25 protein-coding genes are annotated in these 24,829 nt (G+C 67.1%); 17 read left to right on the forward strand and 8 right to left on the reverse strand.

The window, feature by feature from the left end:
- The first annotated feature begins 30 nt into the window (after positions 1–30).
- From odhB to QOL79_RS00600, 7 genes are all read left to right on the forward strand, one after another.
- Positions 31–1,260 carry a 2-oxoglutarate dehydrogenase complex dihydrolipoyllysine-residue succinyltransferase gene (gene odhB, locus QOL79_RS00570; protein ID WP_283418277.1) on the forward strand — a complete coding sequence of 410 codons (1,230 nt, stop codon included), beginning with the start codon at positions 31–33 and terminating at the stop codon, positions 1,258–1,260.
- 43 nt (positions 1,261–1,303) lie between these two features.
- The gene (locus QOL79_RS00575; RefSeq protein WP_282946076.1) at positions 1,304–1,606 is read left to right on the forward strand and encodes a hypothetical protein; all 303 of its coding nucleotides are present in this window, start codon (positions 1,304–1,306) and stop codon (positions 1,604–1,606) included.
- 44 nt (positions 1,607–1,650) lie between these two features.
- Positions 1,651–3,063: a dihydrolipoyl dehydrogenase gene (lpdA, locus tag QOL79_RS00580; protein ID WP_283418278.1), complete on the forward strand. Its 1,413-nt coding sequence runs from the start codon at positions 1,651–1,653 to the stop codon at positions 3,061–3,063.
- Between the two features lie 168 nt (positions 3,064–3,231).
- Positions 3,232–3,855 carry a trimeric intracellular cation channel family protein gene (locus QOL79_RS00585; RefSeq protein ID WP_231729339.1) on the forward strand — a complete coding sequence of 208 codons (624 nt, stop codon included), beginning with the start codon at positions 3,232–3,234 and terminating at the stop codon, positions 3,853–3,855.
- Between the two features lie 79 nt (positions 3,856–3,934).
- Complete coding sequence (locus QOL79_RS00590) at positions 3,935–4,192, forward strand: hypothetical protein (protein ID WP_283418279.1); 258 nt, start codon at positions 3,935–3,937, stop codon at positions 4,190–4,192.
- 33 nt (positions 4,193–4,225) lie between these two features.
- Positions 4,226–5,551 (forward strand): oxygenase MpaB family protein, encoded by a 1,326-nt coding sequence (locus tag QOL79_RS00595; RefSeq protein WP_283418280.1) that lies wholly within the window; start codon positions 4,226–4,228, stop codon positions 5,549–5,551.
- Positions 5,552–5,605: 54 nt separating this feature from the next.
- Complete coding sequence (locus QOL79_RS00600; protein ID WP_058455597.1) at positions 5,606–6,508, forward strand: alpha/beta fold hydrolase; 903 nt, start codon at positions 5,606–5,608, stop codon at positions 6,506–6,508.
- 128 nt (positions 6,509–6,636) lie between these two features.
- On the opposite strand, the gene sppA is transcribed toward QOL79_RS00600, so the two are convergent.
- From sppA to proB, 3 genes are all read right to left on the reverse strand, one after another.
- On the reverse strand, positions 6,637–8,622 hold the full coding sequence (gene sppA, locus QOL79_RS00605; RefSeq protein ID WP_283418281.1) for a signal peptide peptidase SppA: 1,986 nt from the start codon (positions 8,620–8,622) through the stop codon (positions 6,637–6,639).
- Between the two features lie 78 nt (positions 8,623–8,700).
- Positions 8,701–9,600 (reverse strand): SDR family oxidoreductase, encoded by a 900-nt coding sequence (locus tag QOL79_RS00610; protein WP_283419021.1) that lies wholly within the window; start codon positions 9,598–9,600, stop codon positions 8,701–8,703.
- Positions 9,601–9,617: 17 nt separating this feature from the next.
- The gene (gene proB, locus QOL79_RS00615) at positions 9,618–10,721 is read right to left on the reverse strand and encodes a glutamate 5-kinase (protein ID WP_283418282.1); all 1,104 of its coding nucleotides are present in this window, start codon (positions 10,719–10,721) and stop codon (positions 9,618–9,620) included.
- A 132-nt stretch (positions 10,722–10,853) separates the two neighbouring features.
- Between proB and QOL79_RS00620 the strand changes: the two genes are divergently transcribed.
- A complete protein-coding gene (locus tag QOL79_RS00620; protein WP_283418283.1) occupies positions 10,854–11,915 on the forward strand; it encodes a class I SAM-dependent methyltransferase in 1,062 nt (353 codons plus the stop codon).
- Here the strand turns inward: QOL79_RS00620 and obgE are convergent, their stop codons facing one another.
- The gene (gene obgE / locus QOL79_RS00625; protein ID WP_058455600.1) at positions 11,916–12,962 is read right to left on the reverse strand and encodes a GTPase ObgE; all 1,047 of its coding nucleotides are present in this window, start codon (positions 12,960–12,962) and stop codon (positions 11,916–11,918) included.
- 32 nt (positions 12,963–12,994) lie between these two features.
- Positions 12,995–13,579, reverse strand: coding sequence for a TetR/AcrR family transcriptional regulator (locus QOL79_RS00630; RefSeq protein ID WP_374397522.1), 585 nt, complete (start codon positions 13,577–13,579; stop codon positions 12,995–12,997).
- Between the two features lie 83 nt (positions 13,580–13,662).
- Here QOL79_RS00630 and QOL79_RS00635 point away from each other — a divergent pair, with 83 nt between their 5' ends.
- The 3 genes from QOL79_RS00635 (at position 13,663) to QOL79_RS00645 (ending at position 16,158) form a co-directional block, all read left to right on the forward strand.
- Positions 13,663–14,553: a metal-dependent hydrolase gene (locus tag QOL79_RS00635; protein WP_283418284.1), complete on the forward strand. Its 891-nt coding sequence runs from the start codon at positions 13,663–13,665 to the stop codon at positions 14,551–14,553.
- Between the two features lie 453 nt (positions 14,554–15,006).
- On the forward strand, positions 15,007–15,567 hold the full coding sequence (locus tag QOL79_RS00640; protein WP_283418285.1) for a hypothetical protein: 561 nt from the start codon (positions 15,007–15,009) through the stop codon (positions 15,565–15,567).
- Between the two features lie 9 nt (positions 15,568–15,576).
- Positions 15,577–16,158, forward strand: a complete 582-nt coding sequence (locus QOL79_RS00645; protein ID WP_283418286.1) for a GNAT family N-acetyltransferase — start codon at positions 15,577–15,579, stop codon at positions 16,156–16,158.
- Here the strand turns inward: QOL79_RS00645 and QOL79_RS00650 are convergent.
- Both QOL79_RS00650 and QOL79_RS00655 read right to left on the reverse strand, forming a co-directional pair.
- Positions 16,155–16,601 carry an NfeD family protein gene (locus QOL79_RS00650; RefSeq protein WP_283418287.1) on the reverse strand — a complete coding sequence of 149 codons (447 nt, stop codon included), beginning with the start codon at positions 16,599–16,601 and terminating at the stop codon, positions 16,155–16,157. The two genes, QOL79_RS00645 and QOL79_RS00650, sit on opposite strands and share 4 nt — an antisense overlap.
- Before the next feature lies 1 nt (position 16,602).
- A complete protein-coding gene (locus QOL79_RS00655; RefSeq protein WP_058455604.1) occupies positions 16,603–17,517 on the reverse strand; it encodes an SPFH domain-containing protein in 915 nt (304 codons plus the stop codon).
- A gap of 84 nt (positions 17,518–17,601) precedes the next feature.
- Between QOL79_RS00655 and QOL79_RS00660 the strand changes: the two genes are divergently transcribed.
- Positions 17,602–18,411, forward strand: a complete 810-nt coding sequence (locus QOL79_RS00660) for an HpcH/HpaI aldolase/citrate lyase family protein (protein WP_283418288.1) — start codon at positions 17,602–17,604, stop codon at positions 18,409–18,411.
- A gap of 68 nt (positions 18,412–18,479) precedes the next feature.
- Positions 18,480–19,982, forward strand: a complete 1,503-nt coding sequence (locus QOL79_RS00665) for a M28 family peptidase (protein WP_283418289.1) — start codon at positions 18,480–18,482, stop codon at positions 19,980–19,982.
- A gap of 88 nt (positions 19,983–20,070) precedes the next feature.
- On the opposite strand, the gene QOL79_RS00670 is transcribed toward QOL79_RS00665, so the two are convergent.
- Positions 20,071–21,444: a class II 3-deoxy-7-phosphoheptulonate synthase gene (locus QOL79_RS00670; protein ID WP_283418290.1), complete on the reverse strand. Its 1,374-nt coding sequence runs from the start codon at positions 21,442–21,444 to the stop codon at positions 20,071–20,073.
- Positions 21,445–21,707: 263 nt separating this feature from the next.
- Here QOL79_RS00670 and QOL79_RS00675 point away from each other — a divergent pair, with 263 nt between their 5' ends.
- From QOL79_RS00675 to QOL79_RS00690, 4 genes are read left to right on the forward strand one after another with little or no spacing between them, the layout of a single operon-like run.
- Positions 21,708–22,385 carry a cyclic nucleotide-binding domain-containing protein gene (locus QOL79_RS00675; protein WP_058455608.1) on the forward strand — a complete coding sequence of 226 codons (678 nt, stop codon included), beginning with the start codon at positions 21,708–21,710 and terminating at the stop codon, positions 22,383–22,385.
- A 45-nt stretch (positions 22,386–22,430) separates the two neighbouring features.
- Positions 22,431–22,778: an ArsC family reductase gene (locus QOL79_RS00680; RefSeq protein ID WP_283418291.1), complete on the forward strand. Its 348-nt coding sequence runs from the start codon at positions 22,431–22,433 to the stop codon at positions 22,776–22,778.
- On the forward strand, positions 22,775–23,848 hold the full coding sequence (locus tag QOL79_RS00685; RefSeq protein WP_283418292.1) for a glycerophosphodiester phosphodiesterase: 1,074 nt from the start codon (positions 22,775–22,777) through the stop codon (positions 23,846–23,848). The genes QOL79_RS00680 and QOL79_RS00685 overlap by 4 nt, the downstream gene beginning before the upstream one ends.
- Positions 23,845–24,780, forward strand: coding sequence for an aldo/keto reductase (locus QOL79_RS00690; protein WP_283418293.1), 936 nt, complete (start codon positions 23,845–23,847; stop codon positions 24,778–24,780). The genes QOL79_RS00685 and QOL79_RS00690 overlap by 4 nt, the downstream gene beginning before the upstream one ends.
- The last annotated feature ends 49 nt before the right edge of the window (positions 24,781–24,829 follow it).

Below are 24,829 nucleotides of genomic sequence, written 5' to 3' on the forward strand. Positions count from 1 at the left end.
CCAGAGCTTAAGCCCTAAGGAACGCACAAGATGAGCACCGAAGTCAAAGTCCCCACGCTGGGTGAAAGCGTCACCGAAGCGACGATCGGCGAATGGCTGAAGAAGCCAGGCGAAGCGGTTGCGCTCGACGAGCCGATCGCCAGCCTCGAAACCGACAAGGTCGCGGTCGAGGTGCCTTCGCCCGTCGCGGGCGTGATGGGCCAGCAGCTCGCCGGCGTCGGCGACACGGTCAATGTCGGCGCGGTGATCGCGACGGTCGAGGCTGGCGGCGCGGCCGCTGCCGCTCCTGCGCCTGCCGCCGCGGCTCCCGCGCCGGCGCAGGCGGCCCCGGCCGCGCCCGCTCCGGCGACCGCGAGCGAAGACGGCGTCACGACGCTGTCGCCCGCCGTCCGCCGTCTCGTGCTCGAACATGGCGTCGACCCGACGAAGATCCAGGGGACCGGCAAGGACGGCCGCCTGACCAAGGAAGATGTGCTCGCCGCCGCCAGCGCCGCGCCGGCCGCCGAAGCCGCTCAGGCACCGGCGCCTGCTGCGGCCCCCGTTGCGAGCGGTGCGCCGGGCCGTCAGGAAGAGCGCGTCAAGATGACCCGCCTCCGCCAGACGATCGCGAAGCGGCTGAAGTCGGCGCAGGAAACCGCGGCGATGCTGACGACGTTCAACGACGTCGACATGTCGGCGGTGATCGCGACGCGCGATCGCTACCGCGAAAGCTTCGAGAAGAAGCATGGCGTGCGCCTCGGCTTCATGAGCTTCTTCACCAAGGCCGTCGCGCTCGCCGCGCATGACATTCCGGCGGTCAACGCCCGCATCGAGGGCGACGAAATCGTCTATCACAATTACCTCGACGTCTCGGTCGCGGTCAGCGCGCCGAACGGCCTCGTCGTGCCCGTCGTCCGCAACGCCGACAGCATGAGCTTCGCCGAGATCGAAAAGGCAATCGCCGACCTCGGCAAGCGCGCCAAGGAAGGCACGCTGACGATCGACGACATGACCGGCGGCACCTTCACCATCTCGAACGGCGGCGTGTTCGGCGGCCTGATGTCGACCCCGATCATCAACCCGCCGCAGTCGGCGGTGCTCGGCCTCCACCGGATCGAGGATCGCCCGGTCGTCCGGAACGGCGAGATCGTGATCCGCCCGATGATGTATCTGGCGATGAGCTATGACCACCGGCTGATCGACGGACGCGAGGCCGTGACCTTCCTCAAGACGATCAAGGAAGCGATCGAGGATCCGACGCGGCTGCTCATCGATCTTTGATACGCCTTCGAACCCGGTTTTATTGGCAGGGGAGTATTGGGCTATGACGGTCAGGACTGGTGCGGTGTTCGGCCTCGCGATGCTCGCGACGCTGGCGGGGTGCGGCGAGGCGGCGTCGAGTTTCGACGAGAGCTACAAGAAGCAGTTCCTCGACAACTTCAATGCGTCCTGCCAGTCGAGCGCCGCGGGCAGCGGAGCGCCGGCCGCCACGATTGCCGAAGTCTGCAAATGCACGGGCGAGGCGATCCTCGCCAAGCACAGCCCGGCCGAAGTGCTGACGATGAAGCCCGAAGACGGCCTGCCGCTGATGAAGGAATGCGCCGCGAAGTCGGGGCTGACCATGTAGGCATCCGGCGACGCCCGCGATGCAGTTTGTTGAGGTAAGACAAAATGGCTGATTACGACTACGACGTCCTTGTCATCGGTGCCGGTCCCGGCGGTTATGTCGCGGCGATCCGCGCGGCGCAGCTGGGGCTGAAGACCGCTTGCGCCGAAGGGCGCGAGACGCTGGGCGGCACGTGCCTCAACGTCGGCTGCATCCCGTCGAAGGCGATGCTCCACGCGTCGGAATATTTCGACGCCGCCGCCAATGGCGCGATGGCGAAGATGGGCATCAAGGTGAAGCCCGAGCTCGACCTGCCGACGATGCACGGCCAGCGTATCGATGCGGTGAAGGGCCTGACCGGCGGCATCGAGTTCCTGTTCAAGAAGAACAAGGTCGACTGGCTGAAGGGCTATGCGCAGTTCACGTCGGCCGACACCGTCGAGGTGGCAGGCAAGAGCGTCCGCGCGAAGAATATCATCGTCGCCACCGGCTCGTCGGTGACCCCGCTTCCGGGCGTTGCGGTCGATAACGACAAGCAGATCATCGTCGATTCGACGGGCGCGCTCGAACTCGCCAAGGTGCCGGGCCACATGGTCGTGATCGGCGGCGGCGTGATCGGGCTCGAACTCGGCAGCGTCTGGCGCCGCCTCGGCGCCAAGGTCACCGTCGTCGAATATCTCGACCAGATCCTGCCCGGCATGGACGGCGACGTTCGCAAGGAAGCGAACAAGATCTTCAAGAAGCAGGGCATCGAATTCAAGCTCAAGACCAAAGTCACCAAGGCCGAGGTCGCCGATGTAAAGGGGGGGGCGAAGAAGGCGGTGCTGACGCTCGAGCCCGCGGCGGGCGGCGACGCCGAAACGCTCGAGGCCGATGTCGTGCTCGTCTCGATTGGCCGCCGTCCGAACACCGAGGGTCTCGGCCTCGACAAGGCGGGACTGGCGCTCAACCAGCGCGGCCAGATCGAAACCGACCATGATTTCCGTACCTCGGTCCCCGGCATCTGGGCGATCGGCGACGTGATCCCCGGCCCGATGCTCGCGCACAAGGCCGAGGACGAAGGCATCGCCTGCGCCGAGAATATCGCGGGGCTGACCGGCATCGTGAACCACGATGTCATCCCGTCGGTCGTCTATACCTGGCCCGAAATCGCCGGTGTCGGCCTGACCGAAGAGGCGGCGAAGGAGCGCGGCGAAGTGAAGGTCGGCAAATTCCCGATGCTCGCGAACAGCCGCGCCAAGACGAACCACGAGCCCGACGGCTTCGTGAAGGTGATCGCCGATGCCAAGAGCGACCGCGTTCTCGGCGTCTGGTGTATCGCCAGCGTCGCGGGCACGATGATCGCGCAGGCGGCGCAGGCGATGGAATTCGGCGCGACGAGCGAGGACATCGCCTACACCTGTCACGCCCACCCGACCCACAGCGAGGCGATCAAGGAAGCCGCGATGGCGGTGACGGGCAAGCCGATCCACATTTGACCTCTGAATCCTCCCTGTGGCGAAGCCATGGGGAGGTGGCAGCCCGCAGGGCTGACGGAGGGGCTGAGACGTAGCAGCCCCTCCACCATCCTTCGGATGGTCCCCCTCCCCATCGCTACGCGACGGGGAGGATCGTGTAACGTCGGCGAGAATGATATGCCGCTGCTCGTGGAGCCCCAAACCCTCATCCGCCTGCTCGATCTTGCAGGGATCGGCGTCTTCGCGCTGTCGGGCGCGCTGATGGCGGTGCGCCTGCGGCAGACGCTTGTCACGGCCTGCTTCTTTGCGCTCGTCACCGGGGTCGGCGGCGGCAGCGTGCGCGACCTGCTGATCGGCGCACCGGTCTTCTGGGTGCAGGACGGGGCGATCGCCGCGGTGTGCATCGCGATCGCGCTGATCGTCTGGCTGACCCCCGAGCGCTGGTGGCAGGGGCAACTCCTCGAATGGGCCGATGCGGTCGGGCTGGCCGCCTATGCCGTGTTCGGTACCGCGAAGGCGCTTGCCTGGGGCGTGCCGCCGGTGCCGGCGCTGATGATGGGCGTGATCACCGGCTGCGTCGGAGGAACGATCCGCGACATCCTGGCAGGGGTGCCGTCGATCATCATGCGGCCCGAAATCTATGTCACTGCGGCGGCGCTCGCAGCCGGACTGTTCCTCACCCTGCTGTGGCTCGGCGCGGGCACTCCAGTCGCCGCCGTCGCCGGTGCGGTCGCCGGATTTATTCTGCGCGGGCTCGCAATTCGCTGGTCATTGGCGCTTCCGGCCTATAGGGGCCCCCGCGAATCGCGGTAAACAGCGGCCTAATCGAGCCGCAACGCTCCGTTTAACTTTGATCCGATAGGATCGCGGCTGGCGCGCAGGGGAGCGCGCCGTGGGGACTGGCCGAATTTTGTCGACATTGCTGATCCTTTTCGGCGCCGGGGTCGAGGCGCCCGCCTGCGCGAGCGCGTGCAGCGATCCGGTGTCGACCGGCCGCTGGATCGTCGGGCTGTCGCTGATCATCTTCATTCTGCCATTCGCCGCCGCGTCCCCGGCGCGCCACCTTCTGCGCCGGCTCGTGACACCGGTAACCCGCCGTAAACCACGGTCGGGGCCGCGCCGGTCGATCCGGTCGCGATTGATGGGCTGACAACAGGGTAAATAATGTGGCACTGTTTGTGCCATGACCGCTGCGCTCGACACCATCGCCCGCCAGGTCCGCGACCAGGCCACCGCCTTGCCCGACCTGTTCGGGCGTTTCGATTTCGACCGTCCCCCCGAACGATGGGCGGCCGAGGCAGAGGCCGTGAGCGAGCTTGGCGGCGTGAAGGGGATCGATCGCGCCGCCTATCTGGGCGATGCCGACCTCGTCGCGCGCATCCGCGAATATACGATGCTCGGCGACCGCACCGGCGATGCCTATGCCGCACTGATGCCGAAGCTGGGGTTTCAGCGCAGCGTCGCGATGCTGGTCGAGGCATGCGACAAGGGGGTCGAGGCGGTCGAGGATGCGCCGCCCGAACTCGTCGCGCTGATCCGCGAAATGGAGGCGAAGCCTGACTGGGTCGATATGGAACTGGTCGAGGAGGGCGCGGCCTATGAGCGCAACGCGACCGCAAACCTCGCGCCCTTCCTGATCCGCGGCGCCTTCATCGCGACCTTTCTCAACAAATATTCGGCGCTGCCGATGGCGCTCACCGGCACGCTCGGCCATGCGACCGCCGCGAGGCGGGTGAAGGAGACCGCAACCTTTTTCGCCACCACCGCGCTGCCGGGTGCGCTGCGCCGCTTCGGGCCGGGGTTCAAGGCGGCGGCGATGGTGCGGCTGATGCATTCGATGGTGCGCGTCAACGTGCTGTCGCGGCCGGGGATGTGGGACGCCGACACCTATGGCGTGCCGATCCCGCAGCTCGACCAGATGCCCGCGGGGCTGATCCCGATCTATTTCCTGTCGCAGGATGTGCTGAAGAGCGGGCGCACGTCGTTCAACCGGCTCGAGCGCGGGCGCGTCGAACTGGCGCGTTATCGCTGCTTCCTGCTCGGCCTGCCCGAGGATCTGCTCGCCGACACTCCGCAACAGATCGTCCGCATCTGGCGCACGCGCAGCGCGACCTTGCGCTATGAATATGACGACCCGATCTGTGGCGGGCTGCTTCGTGCGACGATGGAGGCCGAACTATCGACCGATCCGTCGCCCGCGGGCCGCGTCAAGCGCCGCCTCGAGCGCTCGGTGAGCCGCGTCTTCTTCGTGAAGGCGTTCCTGAACGGCGACACCGAGCGCGCCGACGGCGTCGGGGTGCCCGTCGGCCGCCGCGACCATCTGATCTATGGCGCGACGATGCTCGCGCTCGCGGGACGGATGACGGCATATCGCGTCGCCTCGCGCATTCCGGTGCTGCGTCACCTTGCCGACCGCCGCCTCGTCCGGCGCATCAACCGCCAGCTCGCCGGCTATGGCCGCGCCGAGTTCCGGTCCGACGCCGCGCATTATCGTCCGGCGACGGCTTGACCGCGCCGCGCTTCGCGGCATGTTGGTCGGCTAACGGCAGAGGATCAGAGTGGAATGACGACCGAGCAGGCGACGGCGAACGGGATCAGCATCACCTATGAGGACAAGGGGCCGAAGGACGCGCCCGCGATCCTGCTGGTGATGGGGTTGGGCGGACAGCTGACTTTATGGCCCGACGAGTTCGTCGACGCGCTCGTCGCGCGCGGCTTTCGCGTCATCCGCTACGACAATCGCGACGTCGGCCTGTCGACGCGTTTCGATGCAGCGGGCGTGCCCAACCTCAAATGGATGTTCGTCAAGGCGGCGCTCAAGCTGCCGGTGCGCAGCGCCTATACGCTTGCCGACATGGCGGCCGACGGTGTCGCGCTGCTCGACCATCTCGGCATCGAGCGGGCGCATGTCGTCGGGGCATCGATGGGGGGGATGATCGCGCAGCATATCGCGGCGCGCTATCCGGGGCGCGTGCTGTCGCTGACGTCGATCATGTCGACCACCGGCAATCCGCGGCTGCCGCGCGCGCAGAAGGAGGCGATGCGCGTGCTCGCCAACCGCCCGATGAGCGGCGATCCCGAGGCGATGATCGCCTACTCGGTCAACGCTGCGCGCGTAATCGGCAGCCCCGATTATCCCGCCGAGGAGGAACGGCTGCAACGCCGCGTCCGGGGCGATTACGAGCGCGGCTGGTATCCGCAGGGCGTCGCGCGGCAGATGGCGGCGATCGTCGCCGACGGCGACCGGCGGCCGATGCTGAAGTCGATCACGGCGCCGACCCTGGTGATCCATGGCGAGGCCGACCCGCTCGTCCCGCTCGCGGGCGGGCGCGACACGGCGGAGCATATTCCCGGCGCGCGGCTGATGACGATCCCCGGCATGGGGCACGACCTGCCGCTCGCGCTCGTCGACACGCTGTCCGGGGCGATCGCCGACCACGCGCGGGGCGTCGCGCTGGCGGCGTAGCGGGCGGGCGCATCGAAAACGCTGTGCGTCCCCGCGAAGGCGGGGACCCATCTTCCGACGGCTAGAAATGGCACCGATGGGTGATGGACCCCCGCCTTCGCGGGGGAACATGCGATTCCCGCTTCGGTCTATTTCAGCAACGACGCCAGCGTCGCGAGGAACCCCTGCGCTTCGCGCCCACTCGCGCGCGGCACGGCGGGCAGGAACGCACGGCAGTCGAGGCACGCGGCCTGCACCGACCCGGTTTTCGCGAGCAGCGACAAATCCTGCACCAGCCGGCGCTGGACGAGATCGCGGTTCATCGCCGCGATGCCGAACCAGCCGCGGGGTGCGGCCGCTTCCTGCTCCTGCTCGCCGCCGGTCAGGCTTGCGATCATCTTCGAAAATTCGCTCTGCTCTTCCTCATAATATTTGGCGTGGAAGGCGCCGTCGATCTTCGCCAGCTTCGCTGCGGCCGCCAGCGCGTCGGGTAGCCCGCCGAACTGGTCGACTAGGCCGATCTGGCGCGCGGTGCCGCCCGCCCAGACGCGGCCCTCGGCGATCGTGCGGATCTTTTCGATCGGCTGCTTGCGGCTCTTCGCGACCAGGCCGGTGAAGCGCGCGTAGATATCCTCGACGCTTGCCTGCGCGAGCGCGTTGAACTCGTCGTTCACGCCGCCGAACACGTCGGGCTGGCCCGACAGCGGCGTCGTCGCGATGCCGTCGGCGTTGACGCCGATCTTCGCGAGCGTCTGGTCGAAGCTCGGGATGATGCCGAAGACCCCGATCGATCCGGTGATCGTCTCGGGCTCGGCGAAGATGCGGTCGGCGGGGGTCGAGACCCAATAGCCGCCCGACGCGGCGACATTCGCCATCGAAACGACGACAGGCAGTTTCTTCGCCTTCGCCTGCAAAAGCGCCTGGCGAATCTGCTCGGACGCAAGCACCGACCCGCCGGGGGAATCGACGCGGAGCACGATGGCTTTCGTGCCGCTGTCGGCCACCGCGTCGAGGATATGCTGCGCGACGGTGTCGCCGCCGGCGCTGCCGTTCGGTGCCTCGCCATCGACGATTTCACCGACCACGGGTACGACCGCGATCGCCGCGCCCGCCTCGCTCACCGGATTGGCGGCGACCCAGTTTTCGAGCGGGATCGCGGCGAACTCCCATGGCCGGTTGTCGTCGCTGGTGCCGCTGATTTCGGCGACGCGCGCGCTGAACGCCATGCGGCTGCCGACCTTGTCGATCAGGCCGGCATCGACGCCCGCCTTCGACAAGTCGTTGCCCGCGGCCTTCACGGCGCCCGCCGTGTCGGCGATAAACGCATCGATCTTGGCCTTCGGTCGGGCCTTCTTGACGTCGGTCAGCCAGTTTTCCCAGAGCGCCCCGGCATAGGCGAGGTCGGCTTCCTTCGCCTCGGGCGACTGGTCGCTGCGCAGATAGGGTTCGACCGCGCTCTTGAAGGTGCCGACGCGATAGATGTGCGCGGTGACGCCGAGCTTGTCCATCAGCCCCTTGTAATAAAGGCGCGATCCGCCCGGGCCGGCGATCGCGACGCCACCGATGGTGTCGGCCCAGATTTCGCTCGCATGGGCGGCGATCTGGTAGCTGTCGGTGGTGTAGGCGGTCGCAAAGGCGAGCACGGGCTTGTTCTTCGCGCGCACCTTGTCGACTGCGGCGCCGATCTCGGCGAGCGAGACCTGCCCGCCGCCGAGGAAGCGGTCGAGGTCTAGCACGACCGAGGTGACGCGTTTGTCGGTCGCCGCGGTTTCGAGCGCGTGGACGACATCGCGGGTGCGAAGTTCCTTGAGCTGGTTGCCCCCCGACAGCGCCGCGAGCGGATCGACGTCGGACGGCTGTTCGGACACGACACCGTTGAAATCGATCAGCAGCGCGCCCTCGCTGACCGGCAAGGCGGCGTTCGGCCGCCCGGCGAGCAGCCCGAAGAGGAGCGCAAAGAACATCAGGAGGAAGATCAGCGCCAGCGCGTCCTTGATCCCGACGAGCAGGTTCCAGACCTTGCGCGGGAAGCTGGTGCCGCTCTTGCGCTTGTCCTCGCCCGGCAGCGGGCGGCGGACGGGGGTGGCCCAGGGGCTGGCGGGGTCGGTCGGAGGCGTCGCGCTACTGTCTGTCATGCGCCGGAACCTAGGGCTGCGCCCCGTCCTTGGCAATGCACGCTTCGACCGGTGTGCCGCCGTGGGCCACGAGCGCCGTCAGAGCCAGCCTTCGGCGCGATACCAGCGCACCGTTTCGGCGAGCGCGTCGGCGGTCGGGAGCGATGGTTGCCACAGGTCGGCGGGCGGGCGCGCGCCCTCGCTCGCCGCCCAGTCGGGATGCGAAATATAGCGCGCGCGGTCGGGGGTCAGCTTGGCGCGATCGCCGCGAACGAACCGGTCGAGTCGCCCGCCCGCCCTGACCAGGGTCGCCGGGATCGCGAGCGTCGCAACGCGATCGCGTCCGACCGCGCCACTGATCGCCTGCGCGAAGTCCTTGTGCGACCAGCCGCCGGCGGTGCCGTCGTCGGGCTCGTAAGTCTGGCCGATGCTCGTCGCGTCGTCGCTCGCCAGCGCGACGAGCAGGCGCGCGAGTTCCTCGACATAGATCGCCGACATCCGACCGCGCGGGGGCAGCATCATCACCCCGCGCTGCGCCATGCGGAACAGGTCGAGCATCTCGGTATCGCCGGGGCCGAACACCGCGGGCGGGCGCACGACCGTCCAGTCGAGCCCGCTCGCCAGCACGACGCGTTCGGCGCGCTCCTTCGACCAGCCATAGTTCGACAGCTCGGGTTCGCGCGCCGCGAGCGACGAGACGTGGATGAAGCGCCGCACCCCGGCGCCGCGCGCCGCGTCGACGACATTGGCGGTCGCGACGGCGTTGCCCGCTTCGAACGCGGCGCGCGTCGGCACGTTCACGACGCCCGCGATATGCATCGCGACCTCGGCGCCCGATACCATCGCGGCAAGGCTTTCGGGGTCATCGAGCGCGCCGGCGATCCAGGTGACGCCCTCGCGCGGCTCCTGCGGACGGCGGGTCAGGGCGCGGACGTGCCAGCCCGCTTCGACCGCCTGCCGCACGGTTGCACCGCCCACGAAGCCGGTCGCGCCGGTCATCGCGAGCACGCGGTTCGTCACAGCAGCACCATATGATCGCGGTGGACGATCGCCGTGCGGGGAGCATAGCCGAGCGCCGCCTCCTGCGCGTCGCGGCCGAGGCCGAGGATCGCCCTGGCGTCGGCCACCGGATATTCCGAAAGTCCGCGCGCGATCACGCGGCCGTCGGCTCCCGCGATGTCGAGAATGTCGCCGCGTGCGAAGTTGCCGCTCGCGTCGGTCACCCCGGCGGCGAGCAGACTTGCACCGCCGCGCAGCGCCTTCGCCGCGCCCGCGTCGATGGTCAGGCGGCCCTTCGCGGTCAGCCCGCCCGCGAGCCATGCCTTGCGCGCGCTCGCGCCTTTTTCAGCGACGAACAAGCTGTGCCGGGCCTCGGTCGACAGCGGCCGATCGATGTGACCCGATGCAATCGCCAGATGCGCCCCCGCGGCGTTGGCGATGCGCGCCGCCGCAATCTTCGATACCATCCCGCCCGACCCCATGCCCGACGCCGATCCGGCGTCGGCCATCGCCTCGATCGCGCCATCGATGCGTTCGATGCGCGCAATATGGGTGGCGCCGGGGAGGGCGGGGTTTCTGTCGTAGAGCCCGTCGATGTCCGAAAGCAGGATCACCCCGCCCGCCGCCGCCGCCTGCGCGACGCGCGCGGCGAGCCGGTCGTTGTCGCCGAAGCGGATTTCCTCGGTCGCGACGCTGTCATTCTCGTTGATCACCGGCACGACGCCGAGGTTCAAAAGCCGGTCGAGCGTCGCCGAGGCGTTGAGATAGCGGCGGCGATCCTCGAGGTCGTCGAGCGTCACGAGCATCTGCGCCGCGGTCAGCCCTTCGGCGCCCAGCACTTCGGCCCAGACATGGCTGAGCGCGATCTGCCCGGTCGCCGCCGCGGCCTGTGCATCCTCGAGGCTGGCACGGCCGCCCTTGGCCAGCCCCAGCCGCCGCGCGCCGAGCGCGATCGCTCCTGAAGAGACGACCGCGACCTGCTGGCCGGCGCGGATGCGCCCGGCGATGTCGGCGGCGATCCCCTTGAGCCATTCGCGCCGCACCGCGCCGCCCTCATCGACGAGCAGCGCCGATCCGATCTTGACGATCAGCCTGGGGCAGGAGGCGGGCGCGAACAACATGCGCCGCCGATAGCGTGCGCGGGCAGGGGTGCCAATGCGAATATCGCAGGCTTCGCGCGGCTATGCTATGCAGCGCGGGCCTCATCGAGCCCTTCTGGAGAGTCGCAAGCCAATCGGGTGAGGAGCGATGCGATGGCGACCGTTTTGGACGAAGAGAGACTGCACGCGTTCGTCGGCAAGATGCTCGGCGATCTTGGCGGCGGAATGAGTGTGCCGACGGTGCGGCTGGGGTTTAATCTCGGGCTGTTCGACGCGCTAGCGGAGGGGCCCGCGACCGCGGCCGATCTCGCCGCGCGCGCGGGCAATCTCCACGAACGCTATGTCCGCGAATGGGCGTTGGCGCAGGCAGCGAGCGGCTATGTCGACTATGATCCGGCGAGCGAGCGGTTCAGCCTCTCGCCCGAACAGGCGATGGTGTTCGTCCATCGCGACAGCCCGGTCTTTCTTGCCGGTGCCTTCGACCTGATCGCCGCGATGATCGAAGCGCAGCCGAAGGTCGAGGATTGTTTCCGCCGCGGCACGGGGGTGCGCTGGGGCGATCATGCCGGTTGCCTCTTTTGCGCGACGGGCGCTTTCTTCCGCCCCGGCTATGTCAACAATATCGTCCAGAACTGGATTCCCGCATTGGATGGCGTCGAGGCGAAACTGCGGCGCGGTGCCGCGGTCGCCGACGTCGGCTGCGGGGTCGGCTTCTCGACCCTGCTGATGGCCGACGCATACCCCGAAAGCCGGTTCGTCGGCTTCGATTTCCACGCGCCGTCGATTGAGGAGGCGCGGCGCCACGCCGCTGGTCATGGCTATGGCGATCGCGTGCGTTTCGAGGTCGCGGCGGCAAAGGAGATCGCCGAGGAGGGGTTCGACCTGATCACCATGTATGATTGCCTGCACGACATGGGCGACCCGCGCGGCTGCGCCGCGCAAATGCGCCGCATAATGGCGCCGGACGGGACGTGGATGATCGTCGAGCCGGTCGCGGGCAATACGCCCGCCGACAATATGAACCCGGTCGGGCGCCTCTATTACAACGCGTCGACGATGATCTGCGTCCCGACCTCGCTCGATCAGGAGGTCGGCGAGGGGCTGGGCGCACAGGCGGGCGAGGCGCGGCTGTCCGATGTCGTGCGCGCGGGCGGCTTTGCGAGCGTCCGCCGCGCGACCGAAGGGCCCTTCAACATGGTGCTGGAGGCGCGGTGATCAGATCGGCGACCAGTCGCCCGATGCTTCATCCTCGTCGGGATCGGCGCCCGGTTCGGGTTGGCCGACGGCTTCGAGCAGCTTGTCGAGCACCGCCTCGATGCCCGCGCCGCTGGCGCCCGAAAGCGCCATGACCGGATAGCCGCTTTCGGCTTCGAGCTCGGCCGAGAGCGCCGCGATCAGTTCCTCGTCGAGCGTGTCGACCTTGTTGAGCGCAACGACCACCGGCTTGTCGGTCAGGCCTTCGCCATAGGCTTCGAGTTCGTCGCGCACGATGCGATAGCTGGTCGCGACATCCTCGTCATTCGCATCGACGAGGTGGAGGAGGACGCGGCAGCGTTCGATATGGCCGAGGAAGCGATCGCCGATCCCCGCGCCGTCGGCGGCGCCCTCGATCAGCCCCGGAATGTCGGCGACGACGAATTCATGCCCCTTGTGGCTGACCACGCCGAGCTGCGGGCGCGTCGTCGTGAAGGCATAGGCGCCGACCTTCGCCTGTGCGTTGGAGACGGCGTTGATGAAGGTCGACTTGCCCGCGTTGGGCAGCCCGACGAGCCCCGCATCGGCGAGCAGCTTCAAACGCAGCCACACCCATGCCTCTTCGCCCGGCCAGCCCGGCCCGTGCTGGCGCGGCGCGCGGTTGGTCGAGGTCTTGTAGCTGGCGTTGCCGCGGCCGCCGTCGCCGCCGCGTAGGAAGCGGACGCGCTCGCCCTCCTTGGTGAGGTCGAGCAGCAGGGTGCGCTCGTCATCGTCGGCCAGGATCTGCGTGCCGATCGGGACCTGGATCACCAGATCGTCGCCGCCCGCGCCGGTGCGGTCGCGGCCCGCGCCGGGGGTGCCGCGGCGCGCCTTGAAATGCTGGGTATACCGAAAGTCGATCAGCGTGTTGAGGCCGGCGACGGCTTCGAACACAATGTCGCCGCCCTTGCCGCCGTTGCCGCCGTCGGGGCCGCCATATTCGATATATTTCTCGCGCCGGAACGACACGGCGCCGGGGCCGCCGTCGCCGGACTTCACGAAAATCTTTGCTTGGTCGAGGAAATGCATCGGGCGCCTTTAGTAGGAAAGGCCCATTTTGGCTAGCGTCGCTTGCCGACTCCACTGGCGATCAGCGATTCATAGGCGATGTCGCGCGCGCGGTGGCGCGGCAGGCCGAGCGCGCGGGCGAGCGGCGCGCCGAAAAGCGCATCGCCGAGCGCGAGCAGCACGAGTTGCATCGTCTCGTCCTCGAGCGGCTGCTCCTCGGCGCTATGATCCTGCCGCAATTCCTCGACGAGGTCATGGATTGCCTTTAGGATCGGATCGAGCGCGTTTTCGTTGCCCGACAGGATCATCCAGCTTGCCAGCGCCCCGCCGCCGCCCGTGTCGAAGGCGTCGAAGGCGAGGTCAACGACTTCGCGCGGATTCTGGTCGCTGGCGCGCTGACGGAGCACCGTCTCGCGGATCGTGGTGCTCACGAATTCGGCCATATTGTCGATCAGCGCCTGTTGCAGCCCCGCCGCGCTGCCGAAATGATGAAGCAGGTTCGCGTGCGTGCGGTCGACGCGCGCCGCGACCGCTTTCAGCGTCACCGCCTGCGGTCCGTTCTCGATCAGTATCTGGCGCGCCGCGTCGATCGCGGCGGCGCGGCTTTCCTCGGGACTCAGCCGCTTCTTGACTGCAATTGACACCACTGTAAGTAACCTTTAATATCTACCCCACCGGACGTCCCCACGTCCTGAAACCCCTTTCCGACGGTGAGGATCATATGTCCAGCCTTTCGCACTCCCCGACCCCGAATGACCTTACGATAACGCCGCGCGACGTCCGCTTCGGGCGCGAGGACAGGCAGGGCCGCTGGTGGTTGAACGGCGACCCGATCGCCTCGGCGTTCCACACCGCGCTGTCGGTGACCTTCCCGAAGGGCGAGGCGATGTTCATCGAGGCGGTGAAGGCGCACCGCGAGGGCGTGCCCGACAAGCTGGCGCGCGAGATCCGCGCCTTCACGCAGCAGGAGGTGATCCACAGCCGCGAGCATGTCGTCTTCAACCGGAAGGCGGCCGAGGCAGGATATGATCTCTCCGAACTCGAGGGCGACGTCGACGAGGTGATGGCGCTGATCAAGGCGCGTCCGCCGATCGTCAACCTGATGGCGACGATCGCGCTCGAACATTACACCGCGATGATGGCGGCGGTGATGCTGAAGGATCCCAAGATGTACGAGGGCGCCGAAGCGGAATGGGCGGCCTTGTGGAAATGGCATGCGATCGAGGAGATCGAGCATAAGGGCGTCGCCTACGACACCTGGCTCCACGCGACGAAAGACTGGAGCCGCTTTCGCCGCTGGCGCGCCAAGTCGCTGATGATGCTGCTCGTCACGACCCGCTTCTGGCCGCGCCGCGTCAAGGGGATGAAGGCGCTGCTCAGGCAGGACGGCCTCACCGGCTGGCGCGTCAGCGCGCGGATCTGGTGGTATCTGCTCGGCAGCCCCGGCATCCTGCGCCGCAGCTTCCTCCCCTGGCTCGCCTATTTCATGCCGGGCTTCCATCCGTGGAACCATGACGACCGCGCGCTGATCGGCAAATATGAAAGCGACTATGCCGATGCCGTGATGACGGCGCAGTCGTCGGCGCCCGAACTGGCCGCGGCCGCCGCTTAAGCGGACGGCGGGATTCGACCGGAAGCTGACCTATCTTTCATCGTCACCCTGAACTTGTTTCAGGGTCCATGGTCTGCCGTTTCCTTGGACGCGGCGCCGGATGCAAGGCCCGGTCATGGATGCTGAAATAAGTTCAGCATGACGAGGTTTAAGGACAGCTCCCCACCCCAAAGCCGCCATCGCCTTCAAATAAGCCTTTCCTACATTATCCCGCTGTGTCAGCCTTCATCCTACGCTCTTACGTGGGGAATCAACGCGGCGAGGCGGGCGAGGGGCGTTCGGCACCCCCCGGTCCCAAACCGGCGACGCAATGGGCTGAACTTTCCTGAACTTTGAAAAATCCATGCCGCGATGACCAGGCAAGGCATGGCGGCTTCCCGCCCCGGGCCGCCGCTTGCCTCTGGACGTCCCTGCCTCTGTCCCATATCCCCGCTTGGGGTCAGGGGAGGCGTCATGCAGCCACGGATGTCGGCGGCGGAAATCACGCAGCTTGAGCTGCAACTCGCGGGGCGGGATTCGTTGCTCCAGTTCGGCTGCGGCAACGCGACGCTCGTCGCGGCGCGGCAGGTGCGCAAGATCGTCGCGGTCGACGGCGACGCGGCCTGGCTCGACGAAGTGGGGCAGAATCTGGCCCGCGCCGCGATCGATTTCACCCCCCTCCATGCCGATATCGGCCCGACGCGCGAGGGCGGCTATCCCGTCGACGCGGGCCGGGCGCGCGACTGGCCGCGCTATCATGTCGATGTCTGGCGAAAGCTTGCGGGCAGCCCCGATGCCGTGCTGCTCGACGGGCGCTTTCGCGTCGCCTGCCTGTTACAGTCGATCATTCACTGCAAGTCCGACTGCATCTTCCTATTCCACGATTTTGTCGATCGCCCGCCCTATCAGGTGGTGACGCGGCACGTCGACGTGCTGGCGCGCGTCGATACGCTGGCGGTCATGCGGACCAAGCCGCAGGTCGACGGCAAGGCGGTGCTCCACGACCTTTTCGACCATTTCTTCATCGCGGATTGATCGGGCGGATTGACCGGCGCCCCGGCGCTGCGGCATGTCGGGTCGATGTTCACCGCCCCGAAATTCGCCGCGCCCCCGACGATCGAGACCGATCGCCTCCGCCTTCGCCCGACGCGCTTTTCGGACAAGGACGTCCATATCGCGATGTGGGCCGACGCGCGCGTCACGCGCTTCATCGGCGGCGAACCGCGCACACCCGACGTCAGCTGGGGCAAGTTCCTGAGCTCGGCGGGGCTCTGGCCGGTGATGGGGTTCGGCTATTGGGTCTTCGCCGACCGCGCGAGCGACGCGCTCGTCGGCATGGGGGGGCTGAGCTATTTCTGCCGCGGCATCCCCGAGCTCGAGGGCGTACCCGAAGCGGGCTGGGCGTTCGACGCCGATCATTGGGGCGCCGGCTATGCGACCGAGGCGATGACCGCTGCGCTCGGCTGGGCTGACGAGAATCTCGACGCGCCCGAAGTCCGCTGCATCATCGACCCCGGCAACGGCGCGTCCGAACGCGTGGCCGCGAAGCTCGGGTTCCAGCGCATTGGAGAGAGCGACGCTCTTGGCGATGTCGTCGCTATCTATGCGCGGCCGCGCGGGGGCTAGAGCGCCTCGACGACCAGCACGCCGCCCTCGGCGCTGACGACGCGAACCTTGGACCCCTCGGCGATATCGGGCCCGCGTACCGGCCATTCGCCGTCGCCGACCTTGGCGCGGCCGCGGCCGTCCTCGATCGCCTTGGTCACCGTCAGCACCTCGCCGACGAGGCGGCCGCCGCGCTGGTTGAGGTGCGGGTCGGTGGTGGTGATCGGGTTCGCCTTCAGCCAACGGCGCCCGCCATAGAGGGCGACGAACGACAGGATCGCGAATATACCGAGCTGGAGCGGGATGCTCAGCGGCACGACCCATGCGATCACGCCGGTGACGACCGCCGCAGTGCCGACCCAGATCAGGAAAAAGCCCGGCGCGACGATCTCGGCGGCGGCGAGCAGCACGCCGAGCGAGAGCCATGCCCAATGGGGTTCCATATTGGCGATGAAGTCGGGCATGTCAGGCTCCCGTCTTGCGTTCGAGCGCGTCCCTGGCGAGTTCGCCGATGCCGCCGAGCGTGCCGATCAGCTGCGTCGCCTCGACCGGGAAGAGGATCGTCTTGCTGTTCGGGCTGGTCGCGAACTGGCTCACCGCTTCGACATATTTCTGCGCGATGAAGTAATTGATCGCCTGCGCGTTGCCGCTGGCGATCGCCTCGCTCACCATCTGCGTCGCTTTCGCTTCGGCCTCGGCCTCGCGTTCGCGCGCCTCGGCGTCGCGGAAGGCGGCTTCGCGGCGGCCCTCGGCTTCGAGGATCTGGCTCTGCTTCTGTCCCTCGGCGCGCAGGATTTCGGACGCGCGGCTGCCCTCGGCCTCGAGGATGTTGGCGCGCTTCTCGCGCTCGGCCTTCATCTGCCGCGCCATCGCGTTCGAAATGTCGGCCGGCGGTCGGATGTCCTTGATCTCGACGCGGGTGATCTTGACACCCCAAGGCGTCGTCGCATCGTCGACGACGTGCAGCAGCCGGGTGTTGATCTCGTCGCGCTTCGACAGCGTTTCGTCGAGGTCCATCGAACCCATCACGGTGCGCAGGTTCGTCGTCGTCAGGTTCATGATCGAGAGATAGAGGTCGCTGACCTCATAGGCCGCCTTCGCGGCGTCGAGCACCTGGAAGAAGACGACGCCGTCGACCGCGACCATCGCATTGTCCTTGGTAATGATCTCCTGCCCCGGAATGTCGAGCACCTGTTCCATCATGTTCACCTTGCGCCCGACGCGGTCGAAGATCGGCATGATGAAGTTGAGGCCGGGCTGCGCGGTGTGGGTGAAGCGGCCGAAGCGTTCGATGGTGTAGGCATAGCCCTGCCGCACGGGCGTCAGCGCCCAGATCAGGAACACCAGGGCCAGAACCACCAGCGCGAGCGCGAATTCCATCGATCATCCCCTCTTGCAAGATTGCGTCGTTGCAAACCCGCTTCCTTATTGCGGCAATGCTGCGGGTGCGCCACAGAAAAGAGCATGACGACCGACGCCGCACCGCCCCGCTCGCTGCTCTATGTCCCCGGATCGAACGCGCGCGCGCTCGAAAAGGCCCAGGGGCTCGCCGCCGACCTGCTGATCATCGACCTTGAGGATGCGGTACCCGCGGACCGCAAGATCGAGGCGCGCGAGGCGATGCGCCGCGCGGTCGAGGCGGGCTATCCCGGCAAGCGTATCGCGGTGCGCGTCAACGCGACCGGAAGCTGGGAACAGGAGGCCGACATCACGGCGCTCTACGGCCTTGCGCTCGACGCGGTGGTGCTGCCGAAGGTCGATGCGGTCGCCGATCTGGATCCGGTGCGCGCGCTGGGCGTGCCGATCCTGGCGATGATCGAGACGCCGGTCGCCATCTATGCCGCGCGCAACATTGCAGCGGACCCGGCCGTTGTGGGCCTGATCGCCGGTCTTAACGATCTGGCGCATGAATTGAAGCTGCCGGACGGCATGGATCGCAGCGCGATGAGCGTCGCGATCCAGACCATCGTGCTTGCGGCACGCGCGGCCGGCGTCTGGGCTTTCGACGGCGTATATAACGCGCTCGACGATGCGGCGGGCTTCGCCGCGGAAGCGGCCGAGGCTCGACGGCTCGGTTTCGACGGCAAGACGCTGATACACCCGTCGCAGGTCGACCCGTGCAACGCTGCCTTCGCGCCGTCGGCGCGCGAGATTGCCGAGGCCGAGGCGCTGATCGCTGCTGCGACCGGCGGCGCGCAGCGGCACGAAGGGCGGATGATCGAGGATATTCACGTCGCGGCGGCGCGCGCGCTGCTGGAGCGAGCGGGGCGGTAGCGGCTGCCGTTCGTCGTTCGACGAACGCGACTTGTCTGTCGGTGGCGGAAATGCCATGCGGCAGCCCCATGAAAATCACGAAATTCCATGCCGCTATCGCGGCCGTCGCTCTTGTCGCCGTCGCTCCTGCCGTTTCCGCCGCTCCCGCCAAGCGCGACGCGCCGGTGACCGAGGCCGAGCTTGCCGATCATATAAAAATCCTGTCGAGCGATGCCTTCGAAGGCCGCGCCCCCGGCACCGAGGGCGAGGATCGCACGATCGCCTATGTCGTCGGCGAGTGGGCGAAGCTCGGGCTCGAACCCGTTTCCGGCAGCGCAACCCCCTGGCTGCAGGGCGTGCCGCTGGTCGAGACGCAGGCGACGGGTGGGACAGCGACGTTCAGGCTGAAAGGCAGCGATCTCGGCGTTGGTGCAGACGGCGTACTGCTGACCGGGCGCGATGCCAAAGTCTCGCTGGCAAACCTGCCGGTCGTGTTCGTCGGCTATGGCCTTGATGGCGCGGGCAAGGTCAATGCCGACGTCAGCGGCAAGGTCGCCGTGATGCTCTATGACAATGCGCCTTTCGGCGAGAATCTTCCGCGCTATCGCGAACGGCGGCAGAAGCTGGCCGATGCGGGTGCGAGCGCGGTGCTGGTCGTTGCCACCGATGATGCGTTGTGGAGCCAGCTCCAGAGTTCAGTCGGCGGCAAAGCAACTCGCCTTGCTTCGGCCGCGCCGGGCGCACCCGTAACCGGCTTCCTGTCGCCCACGGCCGCCGATACGCTGTTCCAGAAGGCGGGACAGGATGGAGCCGCGCTTCGCGCCGCAGCAAAGGCGGCCGATTACAAGGGCGCGGCGCTCCCCGCGACCGCGGACTTCGCGACGACCTCGGTTGTGCGCGCCTACGAGAGCAACAATATCATCGCAAAGCTGCCGGGCGCGAAGCCCGACGGCAAGGCGGTGCTGTTCCTCGGCCATTGGGATCATCTCGGCATCTGCGCGCCCGACGATCCCAAGGACCGAATCTGCAACGGTGCGGTCGACAACGCGAGCGGGATTGCGGTGCTGACCGCGGTCGCAAAGCGCCTCGCGAGCGGGAAGCGCCCCGACCGCGACATCTATTTCATGGCGACGACCGCCGAGGAAAAAGGCCTGCTCGGCGCGCACTGGTTCGCCGACCATCCGGTGGTGCCGCTCGCCGACATCACCGTCGCGCTCAACATCGACACGATTGCCATCTCGCCGCGCGGTACCCCCGTCGCGACGATCGGGCGCGGCAAGCCCGCCTATGACGCGGTGGTGCGCGCCGCCGCGACGAAGCTCGGCCGCAAACTCGACGAGGATGGCGAGGCCGACGCCTTCGTCCAGCGGCAAGACGGCTGGGCGCTGGGTGCGAAGGGTGTCACTTCGCTGATGGTCGGTGGCAGCTTCTCGGACATGCCGCTGCTCGAGAAATTCCTCGAAAGCGACTATCACGGTACCAGCGACGAATTTTCGGACAAGGTGCCGCTCGGCGGCGCGGCGGAGGATGCGGACCTGCACGTCGCGCTCGGGCGCGTGTTCGCCGATACGAAGCTGTGGCCGGGAAAGTAATTTCTTCGTCATTGCGAGCGACGCGAAGCAATCCAGGGTGGGTACGCTACCCTGGATTGCTTCGCGTCGCTCGCAATGACGGGCCTTGTCAGGCCGCCTGCTTGGCGCGCTCCGACATCTCCTGATTCAGCATCTCTGCCAGTAGGAAAGCAAGCTCGAGGCTCTGCCCCGCGTTGAGACGCGGGTCGCAATGCGTGTGATAACGGTCGGCCAGATCCATCTGGGTCACATCCATCGCGCCGCCGGTGCATTCGGTGACATTCTGGCCGGTCATCTCGATATGGATGCCGCCGCCATGCGTGCCCTCGGCGCGGTGGACGGCGAAGAAGCCGCGCACTTCGGCGAGGATGCGTTCGAACGGGCGCGTCTTGTAGCCGTTGTTCGTCTTGATGACATTGCCGTGCATCGGGTCGCACGACCAGACGACGGGATGCCCCGCCTCCTTCACCGCACGGACGAGCTTGGGCAGATGCGCCTCGATCTTGTCATGGCCATAGCGGGTGATCAACGTCATCCGGCCGGGGATGCGGTTCGGGTTCAGCGTGTCGAGCAGGCGCAGCAGCACGTCGGGCTCGAGGCTCGGGCCGCACTTCATGCCGATCGGATTGCCGACGCCGCGCAGATACTCGACATGCGCCGACCCCTCGAAGCGGGTGCGGTCGCCGATCCACAGGAAATGGCCGGACAGGCCGTACCAGCCGCCGGTCAGGCTGTCCTGCCGCGTCAGCGCCTGCTCATAGGGGAGCAGCAGCGCCTCATGGCTGGTGTAGAAGCTGGTGCCCTTGATCTGCGGCACCGTCTCGGGCGTCACGCCGCACGCTTCCATGAAAGCGAGCGCCTCGGAAATCCGCGCGGCGGTTTCCTGATATTTCTTCGCCCACGGGCTGCGGTCCATGAAGTCGTGCGTCCAGGCGTTGACCTGATGCAGGTTGGCATAGCCGCCGCCGGCGAAGGCGCGCAGCAGGTTCAGCGTCGCCGCCGACTGGTTGTACGCCTTGACCATCCGCTGCGGATCGGGCGCGCGGCCCGCAGCCTCGAACGCGATGTCGTTGATGATGTCGCCGCGATAGCTCGGCAGTTCGACGCCGTTCACCTCTTCCATGTCGGCCGAGCGCGGCTTCGCGAACTGGCCCGCCATGCGGCCGAGCTTCACCACCGGCATTTTCGACGCGAAGGTCAGCACGACCGCCATCTGGAGCAGCACGCGGAAGGTGTCGCGGATGTTGTTCGGGTGGAATTCGGCGAAGCTCTCGGCACAGTCGCCGCCCTGGAGCAGGAAAGCCTTGCCCTCTGCCACGCGGCCTAGGTCGGCGGTCAGGTCGCGCGCTTCGCCCGCAAAGACGAGCGGCGGATAGCCCGCGAGTTCCTTTTCGGCCGCCGCGAGGGCCGCTTCGTCGTTGTAGATCGGGAGCTGTCGGGCCTCGTGCGAGCGCCAGCTGTGCGGTTGCCATTGTTTCGTCATATCGACCGTCTTCTACGCCAATTTCGATCCAAACGCGAATCGCCCGCCGCCATGAAGCCTATGCCCATGGGAAGCAAGCAAGAGTGATTAAATTAGCGGAGAGGAGTATTTTGCGCAGCGAAGCTTTTCTCTTCTGCCAGGAAATGATAGTTTATTTCAGATTTTTGGAGATCCATGCCGATTTTTCATCAAGGCGTTGGGCAATCGGTAACGTTATCGGCCTAGTGGTCCGCTTGGGGACCGTACCGTAAAAGTCGTTGGATATGGCCAATTTCGATCCGGCCTGGTTCGGTTATGGGGCTCTCGTCGCGTTGCTGGCGGCCAGTTTCGTCGCGCGCGTCAATCACGTCCGTTTCGGCCTTGCCATCGCCGCGCTGCTCGCGCTGCCCGTCGCGCTCTATGGCTGGCGCGGAACGCTCTTCACGCTGCTGATCCTCGCGATCCTCCTCGTGAACCTGGGCTTGATCGCACGCCTGTGGCTGCAGGGATCGCAAGTCCGCTTCTCGCCCGAGGAACAGGAATTGCGCGACCTTCATTTCAAGGGCCTGCCGCCTGCGACCGCGCGGGCGCTGATCGACGAAGGCTTCTGGATTTCGGCCAAGCGCGGCGAAGTGCTGATCCGCGAAAATGAAGCCGCTCCCTGCCTTTTCTATCTTGCCGAGGGGCGGGCGGCGATCCGCCGCGACGGCGCCGACGTCGGCGCGCTTGCCGACGGTGCACTGATCGGCGAGGCGACGGTGCTCGACGGCGCCCACGCGACGGGAACCGTCGTGCTGACCAGCAACGCGCGGCTGTGGTTCATCCCCGCTGCCGGGCTACGCGCCTATCTGGGTACGCACCCCGATGTCGCGGGGGCGCTCCACGAGGGCTTCGCACGGGCGCTCCGCGGAAAGCTGGCGAGCGCGAATGGCCGCATTGCAGGCGCCGCGTCGCTGTCCTAGGGTCGCTGCCTTCGATCTGTAATCGGCAGGCTCTACGCGGCATTTATGACACTGACACTCTATGGCATTCCGAACTGTGACACGGTCAAAAAGGCGCGCCGCTGGCTCGACGATCACGGTGTCGCTTATGACTTTCACGATTATCGCAAGGACGGGCTCGACGCGGCGCGGCTGCAGGGCTGGATCGACACGCTTGGCTGGGAGAAACTGCTCAACCGGAGTGGTACGACCTTTCGCAAGCTGCCCGAAGCCGCGAAGGAAGGGCTGGGCGCCACATCGGCGAAGGCGCTGATGCTCGACCAGCCCGCGATGATCCGCCGCCCGGTCGTCGATGCCGACGGCGATCTCAGCGTCGGATTTTCGGCCGACGACTGGCAGCGGCGTTTTGCATGATCCGCTGGCTCGCTGCGCTGCTCGCGCTTTCGCTTGCCGGATGCGGGGCTGATCCCGTGGCGGCCGAACCGACGCTCGATGGCCAGCCGCCGATCGTCATCGCGCATCGCGGCGCGTCGGGCGAACGGCCCGAACATACGCTGGCGAGCTACCGCCTCGCGATCGAGTTTGGCGCCGACTTTATCGAGCCTGACCTTGTGCTGACCAAGGACGGCGTTCTCGTCGCGCGCCACGAGAACGAGATTTCGGAGACGACCGACGTCGCCGATCATCCTGAATTCGCGGGTCGAAAGGCGACGAAAACGATCGACGGCAAGCCGGTGACGGGCTGGTTCACCGAGGATTTCACGCTCGCCGAACTCAAAACGCTGCGCGCGAAGGAGCGATTGCCGCAGCTTCGCGGCACCGCGCACGACGGCGAATATGAAATCCCGACCTTCGCCGAAATCCTCGACCTTCTGGCCGAGACCAACAAGAGCCGGGCGAAGCCGGTGGGCGTCTATCCCGAAACCAAGCATCCGACCTATTTCGCGTCGATCGGCCTGCCGCACGAGGCGCCCTTGCTCGCGATCCTAGACCGATATGGCTATCGCGGCCGCAAGGCGCCGGTGTTCATCCAGAGCTTCGAAGTCGCCAACCTGAAGGCGATCCGCGCGAAGAGCGATCTGCCGCTGATCCAGCTGATGGACGGCGAGGGCGGTCCCGCCGACGATCCGAAGCTCAGTTATGCCGCGATGGCGACGCCGGCGGGGCTCAAGGCAGTCGCCGCCTATGCCGACGGGATCGGGCCATACAAGGAAATGATCATTCCGCGGAGCGCGCTCGGCACGCTCGGCGATCCGACCAGCCTCGTCCGCGACGCCCATGCTGTGCGGCTCAAGGTCCATCCCTGGACGTTCCGCCGCGAGAATTATTTCCTGCCGCTCGCCGACAAGGGCGGGGTCGATCCCGCCGGGCACGGCGATCTGGCGGCCGAGATTCGCACCTATGTGGCGACCGGTATCGACGGGCTGTTCAGCGACAATCCGCGCGAGGCGGTCCCCACGGTGAAGGAACGAGTCACGAAATGACCGAGAAGACCCTTGGCCAAAGCGGGCTTTGGATCGAGCCTTTCGTGCTTGGCGGCAATGTCTTCGGGATGACCGCGGGCCGCGACGCGAGCTTCGCGATCCTTGACCGCTTCGCTGAACGGGGCGGCGGGATGATCGACACCGCCGACGTCTATTCGGCATGGGTTCCCGGCCATAGGGGCGGCGAGTCCGAAAGCATGATCGGCGCCTGGCTGAAGGCGCGCGGCGCGCGCGACAAGATACTGATCGCGACCAAGGTCGGGATGATGCCCGGCGGCCTGAAGCCCGATCGCATCCGCGACGCGGCGCAAGGCTCGCTCGACCGGCTCGCTACCGACACGATCGACCTCTATTTCGCACACAAGGACGATCCCGACGTACCGCTGGACGAGGTGCTCGGCGCGTTCGCCGAGCTTGTCGATGCCGGTATGGTTCGCGCGATCGGCGCGTCCAACTATTCGGCGGACCGGCTGGCCGAGGCGCTGCGCGTTTCGGACGCAAATGGCCTGCCGCGCTACACGGTGGTGCAGCCCGAACTCAACCTGCTCGACCGCGGACAATATGAGGGCGCGCTGCAAGAGCTCTGCATCGCCGAGGGGCTGGGGGTGGTCACCTATTTCAGCCTGGCCTCGGGCTATCTGTCGGGCAAGTACCGCACCAGCGACGACCTTGGCAAAAGCCCGCGCGGCGCGCGCGTCGGACGCTATCTCGAGGGCAAGGGGCCGATGGTGCTGACGGCGATGGAAGCCATCGCGGCCGAAACCGGCGCGACGCTGTCGCAGATCGCGCTCGCCTGGGTTGCCGCGCAGCCCGGCGTTACGGCGCCGATCGCCAGCGCGACGACGGTCGAGCAGCTCGACGACATCATGGGAAGTCTGGACCTCGCGCTCACCGCTACGCAGCGCGCGGCGTTGGCCGCCGCCGGGGCCTGACCGGACGGGCGGATAAGGTTGGCAAACCGCGGTCGCATCGGCTAGACCC

Source organism: Sphingopyxis sp. Geo48 (assembly GCF_949769155.1).
In the GTDB taxonomy this organism is placed as follows: domain Bacteria; phylum Pseudomonadota; class Alphaproteobacteria; order Sphingomonadales; family Sphingomonadaceae; genus Sphingopyxis.